Annotated in this window: 10 protein-coding genes, 1 other RNA gene and 1 pseudogene; 5 read left to right on the top strand and 7 right to left on the bottom strand. The window is 49.5% G+C overall.

Going from position 1 to position 12,862, the window contains the following annotated elements; translation table 11 throughout:
* Positions 1-160 precede the first annotated feature (160 nt).
* Positions 161-1,138: a phosphoserine phosphatase gene (serB, locus tag M988_RS02950; protein WP_035502904.1), complete on the bottom strand. Its 978-nt coding sequence runs from the start codon at positions 1,136-1,138 to the stop codon at positions 161-163.
* 111 nt (positions 1,139-1,249) lie between these two features.
* Between serB and M988_RS02945 the strand changes: the two genes are divergently transcribed.
* On the top strand, positions 1,250-1,954 hold the full coding sequence (locus M988_RS02945; RefSeq protein WP_064572779.1) for a YtjB family periplasmic protein: 705 nt from the start codon (positions 1,250-1,252) through the stop codon (positions 1,952-1,954).
* Between the two features lie 110 nt (positions 1,955-2,064).
* On the opposite strand, the gene rnpB is transcribed toward M988_RS02945, so the two are convergent.
* Positions 2,065-2,442: RNase P RNA component class A (gene rnpB / locus M988_RS02940), an RNA gene on the bottom strand.
* 25 nt (positions 2,443-2,467) lie between these two features.
* Positions 2,468-3,337, bottom strand: a complete 870-nt coding sequence (gene rsmI / locus M988_RS02935) for a 16S rRNA (cytidine(1402)-2'-O)-methyltransferase (RefSeq protein WP_008815190.1) — start codon at positions 3,335-3,337, stop codon at positions 2,468-2,470.
* Between the two features lie 62 nt (positions 3,338-3,399).
* Between rsmI and M988_RS02930 the strand changes: the two genes are divergently transcribed.
* The 4 genes from M988_RS02930 to dolP are packed head-to-tail and all read left to right on the top strand — an operon-like array spanning position 3,400 to position 7,047.
* Complete coding sequence (locus M988_RS02930) at positions 3,400-5,442, top strand: penicillin-binding protein activator (RefSeq protein WP_039184886.1); 2,043 nt, start codon at positions 3,400-3,402, stop codon at positions 5,440-5,442.
* On the top strand, positions 5,400-5,813 hold the full coding sequence (locus M988_RS02925; protein ID WP_048797480.1) for a YraN family protein: 414 nt from the start codon (positions 5,400-5,402) through the stop codon (positions 5,811-5,813). Before M988_RS02930 ends, M988_RS02925 begins: the two co-directional genes overlap by 43 nt.
* Positions 5,814-5,849: 36 nt before the next feature.
* Complete coding sequence (gene diaA, locus M988_RS02920) at positions 5,850-6,440, top strand: DnaA initiator-associating protein DiaA (protein WP_004091302.1); 591 nt, start codon at positions 5,850-5,852, stop codon at positions 6,438-6,440.
* A 10-nt stretch (positions 6,441-6,450) separates the two neighbouring features.
* Positions 6,451-7,047, top strand: coding sequence for a division/outer membrane stress-associated lipid-binding lipoprotein (gene dolP / locus M988_RS02915; protein WP_008815193.1), 597 nt, complete (start codon positions 6,451-6,453; stop codon positions 7,045-7,047).
* Positions 7,048-7,135: 88 nt separating this feature from the next.
* On the opposite strand, the gene mtgA is transcribed toward dolP, so the two are convergent.
* The 4 genes and pseudogenes from mtgA to mnmL all read right to left on the bottom strand — a co-directional run bounded on the left by mtgA (position 7,136) and on the right by mnmL (position 12,462).
* Positions 7,136-7,873, bottom strand: coding sequence for a monofunctional biosynthetic peptidoglycan transglycosylase (gene mtgA / locus M988_RS02910; protein WP_008815194.1), 738 nt, complete (start codon positions 7,871-7,873; stop codon positions 7,136-7,138).
* The gene (elbB, locus tag M988_RS02905) at positions 7,870-8,523 is read right to left on the bottom strand and encodes an isoprenoid biosynthesis glyoxalase ElbB (protein WP_064572777.1); all 654 of its coding nucleotides are present in this window, start codon (positions 8,521-8,523) and stop codon (positions 7,870-7,872) included. The genes mtgA and elbB overlap by 4 nt, the downstream gene beginning before the upstream one ends.
* A gap of 331 nt (positions 8,524-8,854) precedes the next feature.
* Positions 8,855-11,258 (bottom strand): annotated as a pseudogene (arcB, locus tag M988_RS02900) (aerobic respiration two-component sensor histidine kinase ArcB).
* A gap of 301 nt (positions 11,259-11,559) precedes the next feature.
* The gene (gene mnmL, locus M988_RS02895) at positions 11,560-12,462 is read right to left on the bottom strand and encodes a tRNA modification radical SAM protein MnmL/YtqA (RefSeq protein ID WP_064572775.1); all 903 of its coding nucleotides are present in this window, start codon (positions 12,460-12,462) and stop codon (positions 11,560-11,562) included.
* Between the last annotated feature and the right edge of the window lie 400 nt (positions 12,463-12,862).

The raw sequence follows: 12,862 nt of genomic DNA, 5'->3' as shown, positions 1-12,862 counted from the left end.
TTAGTCACAAATGAAGATGGGGGAATTCTAGCAGGAGATAAGGGGTATTTACTGTTTTTTTATACAGACTCTTAATGATTGCGGCAGAAAATGTCGAATAGATATCATCATCGAGCTCCCCCCTCAATCACGAGGGGGAAACTGAAATGAGGTGAAACGACTATCGTTCTTCGTGCTTCAAACTAGCACTCAGAACGCACAGTACTCCCATCAAATCCGCATGGCGAATAGCCACCGAAGCCTGTGCATACACCTTTGGCTTCGCATGGAAAGCCACACCTAAACCTGCCGCCTGAATCATTTTCAGATCGTTGGCACCATCCCCGATAGCGACCGTTTGCGACAACGGTATTTCCAGCTTTTCCGCCAGCTTTAACAGGGTATCCGCTTTGTATTGAGCATCAACAATCGGCCCAATAACTTTGCCGGTAAGTTTACCATCCTTAACTTCAAGATGATTTGATACCGCGTCCACCAGCTCAAAGCGATCGCGTAAGTGGTCAGCAAAATAGGTAAAGCCGCCAGACGCGATGGCGACATGCCAATCCAAAGATTGAAGCTTACGAATTAGGCTACTCAGCCCTGGCATTAACGGTAACGTTGCCCGCACCGTTTCGAGCACCGATACATCGGTGTCCTTTAGTTTACCGACTCGCTCACGCAGGCTGGCTTTAAAATCCAGTTCACCGCGCATTGCACGCTCGGTGACCGCTGAAACTTCCTCACCGACGCCTGCTAATTTCGCAATTTCATCGATGCATTCAATTTGAATGGCGGTGGAGTCCATATCCATGACCAGCAAACCGGGCGTGCGCAAATGAGGAATTTTGCCCAAAGTGGCGATATCCAGCCCTTGTTCATCGGCTAGCTTTTTCGCACGAGCGGGGAGATTACCCGCAAGCCGGATCACCTGATAATCCTCGATGCACCAGGCGGTTACCACCACCATGGCTGCGCCAAGACGACGTTGAAAAGCGCATAGCGCGGTCTTGTCCAGATTGCGTCCATAAAGCAGCCATCCGGTGTGACCAGCGCGATAATCCAACGGCATCACTTCATCACCGCTAAGAGAAAGGGGTAAGCCCGGCCAACGATAAATTTCCGCCGGCAAATCGCAATAAGTCAGACTGTTTGGCATAACAACAACTCCTTTGAAGACTTCAATCGCCACCACAAAACCGAGCATCAAGCTATCCTATCGGTAAGGCTTCTGGCAACATAAAGTGATAAACCTCTTATAGGGCTAGCTATGGTTAAGGCTAAAATTAAATTCAGGCTCCATCGCACCGCTATTGTGCTGATTTGTTTGGCCTTATTAGTGCTTTTAATGCAAGGCGCCTCCTATTTCAGCTTGAGCCACCAAATGGCACGTTCTGAGCAGGTGGAGGAACTGGCACAAACATTAGCCGAACAGGTCTCCGATCGCCTCACTCCATTGATGAATACCGGCAACGACGATCCTGACAGTGAAAAAATCACGCAGATCCTGAATCGACTGACAGAGCATAGTCGTATTTTAGATGCTAGCGTATACGACGTTGATGGCACGATGGTCGCTCGGTCAGGGGAAAAAGTAGCAGTGCGTGACAGGCTAGCTCTTGATGGGAAACGCGCAGGCAGCTACTTTAACCACCAGATAGTACAAATGATCAGTACCAAAGATGGCCCGATTGGGTTTCTGCGTATGACGCTAGATACTCATGTACTGGCAACTGAATCTCAGCAAGTGGATAACACCACCAATCTGTTACGGCTGATGATGCTGTTGTCTCTAGCAATAGGCATTATTCTGGCACGCTCGTTGTTGCAAACACGGCGTTCACGTTGGCAACAATCACCTTATTTACTGACGGCCAATACACCGGTAGAAGAAGATCCTGAAGAGCAAAGCGACGCCGATTCTACCACTGAAAGCCCGCAGTCATCGGCAAAAGACCAGAAGAAGCACTTATAGCCTAAATAATCCGTGTTACAGGACAACTATTTGAACAGCGCAAAGCGCGAAACGGATACATAATGAAAAAAGCCCCGCCAAGCATAAGCTTCGCGGGGCTTTTTAACGAATGAGGGAGTTGACCGGTAAGCCGGGTTCTGTCGTGGACAGTCATTCGTCTAGGCCAGCAATCGCTCACTGGCTCAAGCAGCCTACCCGGGTTCAGTACGGGCCGTACCATGTGAACCCCTATTTGGCCTTGCTCCGGGTGGAGTTTACCCTGCCACGGACTGTTGCCAGCCGCGCGGTGCGCTCTTACCGCACCCTTTCACCCTTACCTGATCTCGCTTGCGCGAGCCATCGGCGGTTTGCTCTCTGTTGCACTTGTCGTAGGCTTGCGCCTCCCAGGCGTTACCTGGCACCCTGCCCTATGGAGCCCGGACTTTCCTCCCCTCCATCTGTCTCCCCGAAGGGGACGGCAATGAAGCGGCGACTGTCTAGTCAACTCCGCGGCGGATAATAGGGTATTACGCCCTATTTGTCACCCTCTGCGTTCTCAAGCGCGTATTTATACAGCGCATTCTTCTTCACGCCGTGGATCTCCGCAGCCAAAGCCGCCGCTTTTTTCAGCGGCAGCTCTTTTTGCAATAAAGCTAAAGTGCGTAATGCTTCAGCAGGCAGGGCATCCTCATCGGCCTTGTGGCCTTCAACGATCAGCACCATTTCACCACGGCGGCGCATATCATCTTCTAACACCCAGTCGAGTAATTCGCCCACTGGTGCACCGTGGATATTTTCCCATGTTTTGGTCAACTCACGCGCTAATACCACATAGCGATCGCGCCCCATCACTTCCACCATATCTTTCAGGCTATCAATCAGGCGGTGGGTAGACTCATAAAAAATCAACGTCCGCGGCTCTTCCAACAGCGCCAGCAGCGTATCTTTACGCGATTTGGTTTTCGCTGGCAGGAAACCTTCGTAGCAGAAGCGGTCAGAGGCAATCCCTGAAGCGCACAGGGCGGTAATAGCCGCACAGGCACCGGGCAAAGGCACTACGCGAATACCCGCTTCACGGCATCGACGAACCAAATGATAGCCAGGATCATTGATAAGAGGCGTACCGGCATCTGAGACTAACGCAATACTTTGACCTTCTTGCAGTTTTGCAATCAACTGATCTGCTTTTTGTTGTTCATTATGGTCATGCAAAGCGAAAAGACGGGCATTAATAGCAAAATGCTGTAACAGTAGGCCTGTATGTCGAGTATCTTCTGCTGCTATCAAATCGACCGCTTTCAAAGTATCCAAAGCGCGCTGAGTAATATCACCGCGATTCCCGATTGGAGTCGGAACGACATACAGCGTTGCAGCAGAAATTACAGCTTGATCGTCTTGATTCATTGTTTCATCCGGTTTACCGATTTAATATTGAGCATCTTTGAAAAAACTGCACTGGATACAGTATGCTTTCCTCACTCATTGTCCGTACCAAGTCCGGACGCATTATCCCCGTCGTACTCGCCGCTATGTTAATGGCGGGTTGCCCGGGACGAGCTCCACAGACACCAGCGGCAGATATTCAGGCTGAAGCAACGTCTTCATCCGAATACTACCTGCAACAAATGCAGCAGAGCAGCGATGATAACAAGGCTGACTGGCAATTACTCGCCATTCGTGCCCTGATCCGCGAAGGAAAGCTTCCACAAGCTGCGGAATTGCTGGGCAAGCTACCGCAAGAGCTAACTGATGTCCAACGTCAGGAACAGCAGTTAGTGAGCGCTGAACTCTACATTGCTCAAAAAAATATGCCTAATGCATCGGCGATTTTGTCCAAGCTAAACATCGATTCGCTCTCTGATAGCCAAAAAGCACGCTATTATCAGGCAGTCATCGACGCGAGCCAAGGCAAAGCCTCGCTGCCTGTTATTCGCGCCTATATTGCCCAAGAGCCTTTGCTCAACGACAAACAGCGAGTACAAAACATCAATGGTACTTGGGCTGCATTAACTCAACTGACACAGGCCGATCTCAATAGTCTGGTGATCAACGCGGATGAAAACATCCTTCAAGGCTGGCTGGATCTGCTGCGTTTATATCAAGACAACAAGCAAGACCCAAGCCTGCTCAAAGCGGCAATTAAAGATTGGCAAACACGCTATCCAAACAATCCAGCGTCAAAAGTTTTACCGACCGCGCTGGATAATGTACTGAATTTCAAACAGGCATCAACCTCAAACGTCGCTTTATTACTGCCAATGAATGGTCAGGCTCAGGTTTTTGCCAACGCCATACAGGCGGGCTTCAATGCGGCAAAAAATGGGGCAATAACTCAAAGCGCACCAACCCAACCACAGCCTGCCGCAGCGCCTAGCGATGCCAACGCAACGCAGCCAACCACAACCGATCCAAACGCTAACGGCGCAGTCAGCACCAGCGGTGCACAGCCTGCTGCCGAAACAGCACCAACAGCACAAGCAGATGCTGATGGCATGCCGATTGCGCCTATCGTGCCGCCTTCAGCCAGCAATGCGCAGATTAAAGTCTATGATACTAGTAGCCAGCCACTGCCGGCGCTTCTGGCACAGGCCAAGCAAGACGGCGCAACGCTGGTCGTCGGCCCATTGCTTAAAGAGAACGTTGATCAGCTATCGACGACCAGCACACCGCTGAACGTATTAGCACTTAACCAGCCAGAACAAGTACAGAACAACCCAAATATCTGTTACTTCGCGCTGTCACCAGAAAATGAAGCTCGTGACGCGGCGAAACACATCTGGGAACAAGGAAAACGCTCTCCGCTGATTTTGGCGCCACGGGGTTCATTGGGCGATCGTGTCGCGAAAGCCTTTGCGCAAGAGTGGCAACAACTCGGCGGCTCTACCGTTCTCCAGCAGGGCTTTGGCTCAACGGGAGAACTTCGTCAAGCCATCAACGGCGGCTCAGGTATTCGTATGACTGGCCAACCAGTCTCGGTCGCAGCGGCATCACAGCCTCAGTCTGTCACGATTGCGGGTTTAACTATTCCGGCACCTCCAGCGGATGCAGGCGCGGTTTCCACCTCCAGCGGCAACGTGGATGCGGTTTATATCATCGCAACGCCAGCTGAACTGACGTTGATTAAACCTATGATCGATTTAGCCAACGGCTCGCGTAACGGACTAGGCTTGTACGCCAGCTCACGTAGCTATCAAGCTGGCTCTGGTCCTGACTTCCGTTTAGAAATGGATGGGCTGCAATTCAGCGACATTCCATTACTGGCAGGAGGCAATCCAGCGCTACTGCAGCAAGCCGCGTCTCAGTTTAAAAACGACTACTCTCTGGTACGCCTGTATGCCATGGGGGCTGATGCTTGGGTTCTCGCGAACCACTTCTCGCAGATGCGCCAAATTGGTGGTTTCCAATTAAATGGTTCAACCGGTGTTCTGAGTGCTGACAGTAACTGTGTCATCAACAGGAAGTTGCCATGGCTTCAGTACCGCTCAGGAACCATCGTTCCGATGCAATAGTGGGTAAGCCTAAAAGTAACCGGCGACAAATCGGCGCGCAGTATGAATTGCTCGCGCGCCAGTATCTTGAACGTGCCGGACTTCGTTTTTACGCCGCTAACGTGACGCTACGTGGTGGCGAGTTAGACTTGATTATGTGCGATGGCGATATTTGGGTGTTTGTTGAAGTTCGCTATCGTAAATCCTCTCTCTATGGCGACGCGGCTGCGTCGGTCAGCTATACCAAACAGCGCCGATTATTGCGTAGTGCCGCTATCTGGTTGGCTGAGCGCGACGGCAGCTTCGAAACCACAGATTGTCGCTTTGATGTTTTGGCAATCACGGGTAGCCAGTTACAATGGCTGCCAAACGCATTTACGGCGACTGAATAATTTCGCCTTAGCTACCTGAACCAATGGACATTTACCGTGCTGGAAAGAATTAAAGGCTGTTTTACCGAAAGTATTCAAACTCAGATTGCTGCGGCCGAGGCCTTGCCTGACGCTATTTCTCGCGCAGCCATGACGCTGGTGCAGTCACTGCTGAACGGCAATAAAATTCTTTGCTGCGGTAACGGTACTTCCGCCGCCAATGCCCAACATTTTGCCGCTAGCATGATTAACCGCTACGAGACCGAACGCCCAAGTTTACCCGCCATTGCACTAAATGCGGATAATGTGGTCTTAACAGCGATAGGCAATGATCGACTACATGATGAAGTGTATGCCAAGCAGGTGCGAGCCCTCGGTCACGCAGGTGATGTCTTGTTAGCTATCTCGACGCGCGGCAATAGCCGTGACATCGTGAAAGCCGTTGAAGCCGCAGTCACCCGCGACATGACCATTGTTGCGCTAACAGGCTATGACGGAGGCGAACTGGCGGGGCTGCTTGGACAGCAAGATGTGGAAATCCGCATACCTTCGCATCGCAGTGCACGCATTCAAGAAATGCACATGCTTACGGTCAATTGCCTCTGTGACTTAATTGATAATACGTTGTTCCCCCATCAGGATGATTGAAGGAGTCTCGATGACTAAGCGTTCCCCGTTAACCCGCTGTTTTCCAATTGCACTCGTCGTGATGAGCGCGCTATTGCTTCAGGGATGTATCGCCGCTGCCGTTGTCGGTAGTGCTGCCGTGGCCACCAAGACCGCCACCGATCCCCGCAGTGTAGGGACACAGGTCGATGATGGTACGCTCGAAGCCCGTGTGTCGAATGCACTCGGCAAAGATGAGCAATTGAAAAAAGAAGCCCGTATCGTTGCCACCGCTTACCAAGGCACCGTATTGCTAACCGGACAAGCACCGTCGGCCGATCTGGGCGCTCGAGCCAAACAGATAGCCATGGGCGTAGATGGAACTAACGCTGTCTACAACGAAATTCGTACCGGCAAACCGGTGAGCTTAGGCACCGCCTCCAGCGATACTTGGATTACCACTAAGGTACGTTCACAGCTGTTAACCAGCGATGCGGTTAAATCTTCTAACGTGAAAGTGACCACCGAAAATGGCGAGGTGTTCTTGCTTGGCTTAGTCACTCAGGAAGAAGGTCAAGCGGCGGCCAAAACAGCCAGTCAGGTCAGCGGCGTGAAACATGTCACTACCGCATTTACTATTCTCAAATAACTTGACGATGGTACTCGGTTAGAGACAAAAATCCCCGCTTCAGCGGGGATTTTTATTGGCATTGATCGGTAACACACTCATACGCCGCTTAATTTAATTTATTTTGCTTGAGATAACTTTCCCCACCGAGCTGCCTCATCTGGCGCAAAATCCATTGCTGGCGACGCAACACATAGCCAGAAGGGGCTTTGACGCTAAAGCGATGCGGATTAGGTAACACTGCAGCAAGCAATGCGGCTTCAGAAGCCGTCAAACGGCTGGCTGGTTTATGAAAGTAACGACGTGCCGCTTCTTCCACGCCAAACACGCCAGGACCAAACTCTACGATATTGAGATAAACCGTTAGAATGCGGCGTTTAGTCCATACCACTTCGGTTCCCAACGTCAGCCCTGCTTCCAAGCCCTTACGAATCCAGCTACGTCCATCCCATAAAAACAGGTTTTTAGACGTTTGCTGTGAAATAGTCGACGCCCCACGAACCGGCTTATCCCCCTTTTCACTACCGTCGATGACCGATTCAATCGCCCCAAGATCAAATCCCCAGTGCTGAGGAAACTTTTGATCTTCTGCGGCGATCACGGCAAGCGCCATATAGGGAGAGATTTCATCCATTGGCACCCAATCCTGATGGGCAACATAGCCAAAATCACCGGTAATCCATGCACCGAATTGACGCTCCACCATCACAGCAGAAAACGGAACGGGCAGGAAGGCAAAGATAACAATGCCAGCCAACCAAACACCGATAACGCCTAAAATGACGCTTTGGCTCCAAATACGCACTCGTCCTAACAAACCGTGCTTCTGCCCGCGCCCCTTGCTCATTCAGCCAGTTCCAGCACTCTTGCAACCAGCTTCTCAATACCTTGAGCTGCTTCTCCGATCGAGTTTGCCAGCATATAGGCAGGCGTTGTCACCACTTTCTGATCCAAATCGACCACAATATCATCCACCGGGCAAACTACGTGCTCACCACCCATGGCATCAATCGCTTCGGCTGTATCAGGATCGTTGCCAATGGTTAAACGAGTATGTACACCGAGTAACTTCGGCAACAAAGCGGGCGCGATACAAATAAAACCTAACGGTTTTCCGGCCTGGTGCATCTGCTGAACCAGACGTTGTAGCTCGGCATCAACAGAGCACTCTGCGCCTTGCGTAGCAAAAGAGCTTAGGTTTTTGGCGGCACCGAAACCGCCGGGGACGATTAGCGCATCAAGCTCACCAGCATCGGCCTGAGACAGTGGTTGAATGTTCCCGCGTGCAATGCGTGCAGACTCAACCAACACATTGCGACTCTCACGACTCTCTTCACCAGTAAGGTGATTAATCACATGCATCTGTGGCTTATCAGGCGCAAAGAAATGAACCTGAGCACCCGCGCGGTCTAATGCCAACAACGTTAAGACTGACTCATGAATCTCCGCACCATCAAAAACACCGCAGCCACTTAAAACTACGCCGACTCGCTTCATATTCTTCTCCTAATCACGGTGGCACCACGCTTATAGAAATACATTACCGACACAAAGGTATGCACGCTAAGCATTAGTAACGTTTACCAATTACCGTTTATGATGCCTTGGATAAAATAAATACTGGAAATTCCGTAGTAACTATCTAGAGTTAAGTCAACCACTAAAACGTTTGTATTAGCAAACAATAGCCCACATCACACATTTTAATGAATCAACTAACAAGCAGGAAAACATGTTGGTATCTTGGTTCAGTTTCGCGTGAAACCCATAAATTATGTTTACGCAATTGATCCAACTTAATACCTTTAGAAAAACTTAGCGTAAACATTCAGTTTCCCTGGTGTTGGCGCAGTCGTTGCGCACCCCAGCCTAGGCTGGGGTCATTTTTTCTATTTCTTGGTTGCTTTATCAGCCCAATCCCGCAGTACTTTCACATCGTGTCGCCATTCATGCTTAAGTTCATCCACCCACTCTTGAACATTATCCCACCATGCAGGCAGCGATGAAGTTTGGATTTGCTGAGCAACCTGCTGCAAGTGGCGTAACCCGACAGAACCCGCAGCACCTTTAATTTTGTGCCCTTCCTCGGTGATACCCTTTTGATCGCGAGCAGTCATATTCGACTCCAGCACGGCTAAATACCCAGGCATCATTTTCTCAAACATATCAAGGCTTTGATAAATAAGTTGTGGGCCGACTAAATCAATGTACTGTTGCAGCATGTCAGTATCTAAAAGGTCTTCGGTATTCTGGGTCACTTTTTTACTCTCCACCTTTTTCTCTTTAGCCTTCGGCGCCTCATCCCAGAATTTCTTGATCATGGCCGTGAGAGCAGGAACCGAAAGCGGTTTACTCAGCACATCATCCATACCAGCATCAAGATATTCTTTTTTGTCTTTCAGCACGTTAGCCGTTAACGCCACCAGCGGTGGCAGGTCATCATCGCCATAGTTTTCACACAGGCTACGAGCAATATCCAGACCTGTCATATCAGGTAGCTGAATATCAAGCAGCACCAGGTCGTACTCACCCGGCGTAAACATGTCTAACGCCTGCTGTCCCGTCATGGCAACATCAACGCTATTACCCAATTTTTCTAATACCGAACGTGCCACAATCACGTTCAGTTCAATATCTTCCACCAACAGTACATGCAGCGCTGGCAATGGCAATTCTTCATCTTCAGGCTGCGGCGATAGCGCTTCTTCAACGACCGGAGCATCAATAGAAAGGGTAAAGCATGAGCCTTCCCCTGGAGTGCTGCGTACGACGATATCACCGCCCATGTTCTGAGCCAGACGCTTGGAAACGGCAAGTCCAATCCCTGTGCCTGTCGCGGGTTTTCCACCGTTTTGATCTTTAACCTGATAGTACATGGCAAAAATTTTATCTTGCTCATCCTGCGGAATACCGATACCGCTGTCTTTCACTTCAAAGAACAGTTTGCCGCCGGTTTCACGCCATACCTTCACGTTGACGCCCCCCTTCTGGGTGAACTTGACCGCGTTACCAATCAGGTTCCACAGGATCTGGCGCAATCGAGTCCCGTCGGCAAGAATTTTGTGCGGTAGATTTGGCTGATGTTCAAGGGTGAAATCGAGCTTTTTCGGCTGCACTAACAGGCCAGAAAGGTTCTCCAAATCCGTTAAGAAACCGGTGAAATCTATCGGTTGGTTATCAAGTTGAACCTTACGACGTTCAAGCTTATCCATCTCAATAATGTCATTGAAAATATTACCCAGCGTAATCGCACTCACATGGATGGTTTTGAGATAGTTAAGCTGCTCTTGATTTAGCTCGGTATCCAGAAGAATACGGCTTAGGCCAACAATGCCGTTTAACGGCGTACGTAGCTCATGGCTGATGGTAGAGATAAAGGTTGTCTTATCACGGCTGGCGTTCTCCAGCGCATCTTGATAACGCTTACGTTCGGTAATATCACGCCCAAAGCCCATCAGACCATGACGTTTACCCACACGGTCATAAAACGGTACTTTACGTAGCTCAAAGCAGGCTTTACGCCCATCGGGATAAACCAACCACTGCTCGTAGGTCAACGAAACGTTATGGCGGAATACTTTCTCATCGGTTTCGATCACTTTCTTAGCAATATCTTCGTCGTAGACATCTTCTGGTTTCAAGCCAATTAACTGCTTCTCGCTCTTACCCGTTAACAGTTCCATTGCTCGGTTACAGCCGGAAAACTCTTCGTTTTCATTACGGTAATAAACCAAATCTGGAGAGGCATCGAGGAAAGAACGTAATAAAGCCGACTGCTGTTCCAGCTCAATCTGCGCCTGCTCACGCTGGTCGATCTCGTGTTGCAAGGTATCAAGCACCTGCAAGCGAGCGTCTTCAGCCTTCTCACGCTCGGCAATTTCCTGATTGAGTTGGGAAATATTGTTTTTCAGCTGTTGATTAAGTTCGAGATCGCGATAGCGCATCTCTTCCAGCTTATTAACCAGCTTGGAAAGACGCTGCCGCGACTCTTCTAATTGCTCAACGACGACAGAAAGGAAATAGACGGCCCACGGGGTGATCAATAAACCAAAGAATACCGAACGCACAACATCAATGCTTTCCACCTCTCCGCGCAGCAGCATAGTCACCGCCATCTGCACTACGATAGCCAGAATAACCAGCACCGAAGCCAGTAGGATGGAAAAGCGCACCAACCCAAGTTTTACCATTAAATCGACGTAATACTGGGCTAATACCCGGATTTGCTTCATGTGCGACTCCCTTGGTTTACAGTCTTTTAAATCATACCGTAAAACTATTGTTAAGGGAGATTTCTAAGATTGAAATGGGATATCAAAAAGTTAAGCTCTACTTTGCCGAAAAGGTTTAAGGTTTCGTACGCTAAAAGCAACAATTTGATATCTGCGCAGTGCAAAGGCCACGCGCTGGCGATCTCTGCTCGTACGCCTACACAGAACTGACATTGAAACTCGGTATGAACAGGTGGGCGGAATATTACACCTTGGCTTCAAAAACGAACTCTAATCCACCACGACCCAAAGCATTATCCCGCTATAAACCCGAAGCCTGCCCCCCAAACTCCAGCATATAGCGATTCAATTCAACCATTCCTGTCCAACGGTTCTCGCACCATAACGGTGCCAATAATGTTGGGCGACGAGCGCTCGCCGAGATGCGGTGATAAACGATATCCATCGGCGTATGACGTATCATTTCACCAGCAGTAGTGACATATTCCGCCAACGACAGTTCACGTAAACGTCCAGCCTGCCATGCTTTGGCCATTGTGCTACCGGTGACAATATGTAACGGATGCAGCTTGATACCATCGACGCCTGTATTAACGACCTGCTCTAACGTCCGCATACACTCTTCTTTACCCTCACCGGGCAAACCAACAATCAAATGGCTACACACTTTCAAACCGCGTTCTCGCGCCGCTCGCGTGGTCTTTTGGTAACAGGTGAAATCATGGCCCCGATTGATGCGTTTCAGGGTTTTATCCTGTGCGCTCTGCAAACCAAGCTCAAGCCACACTTCATAGCCCTTATCGCGGTACTCACTCAGCAAATCCAAGACACTATCCGGCACGCAGTCAGGGCGGGTACCAACGCAAATGCCCACCATATCGGCCTGCTGTAACGCCTCCTCATACATGTTCTTCAAGGTACAGACTTCTGCATAAGTACTCGTATAGGCTTGAAAATAAGCGAGATAGCGATTGGCACGATTGACCTTGCGCGCCTGCGCCGCCAGCTGTTCCGCGATGCTCTGGCGCTGCATTTGTTCGTCCGCAAAAGAGGCCACGTTACAGAAAGTGCAGCCACCGCGCCCCAATGTGCCATCACGATTAGGGCAGTTAAACCCACCATGCAGGGTAAGCTTATGAATTTTTTCACCATAGCGGCGCTGGAGATCGGCACCGAACATATTTACGAGTTGCTGCAACTGCATAGTCTGAAGATTCGCCTGTACACATCACGGAAAAACTGAGGGCGGTGATCCTATCTCATACTCCGTTTTGCTGCGCTGATGAAGATCAATCATCACCATGCAGGCAGAAAGAATAAAAATTCATTATTAATGATAATAAATTCACACGAGCTGTAATAAAGAATTCTTATTATTTTCAATGCGCTGACACAATGATATTGCGGAGATGAAAAATAGTCATAACCAACGCGAAAACTTAATTTTACAATATAATTCACTATTAAAGTGAATTGCTCTAGCACGGTGCATAAATAATAGGCTTGCACTACAGTGAGTCAGCTCACATTTTTCTCGGCTTACCTTGACTTCCATAAAGAGCCAAAAATGATATTTTATATTTAATAATCAATTAAATAAGCAT

The organism is Hafnia paralvei ATCC 29927 (assembly GCF_001655005.1).
Lineage (GTDB): Bacteria > Pseudomonadota > Gammaproteobacteria > Enterobacterales > Enterobacteriaceae > Hafnia > Hafnia paralvei.
The sequence above is the reverse complement of the archived record's forward strand: the minus strand, read 5'-3'. Positions and strand labels throughout refer to the sequence as shown.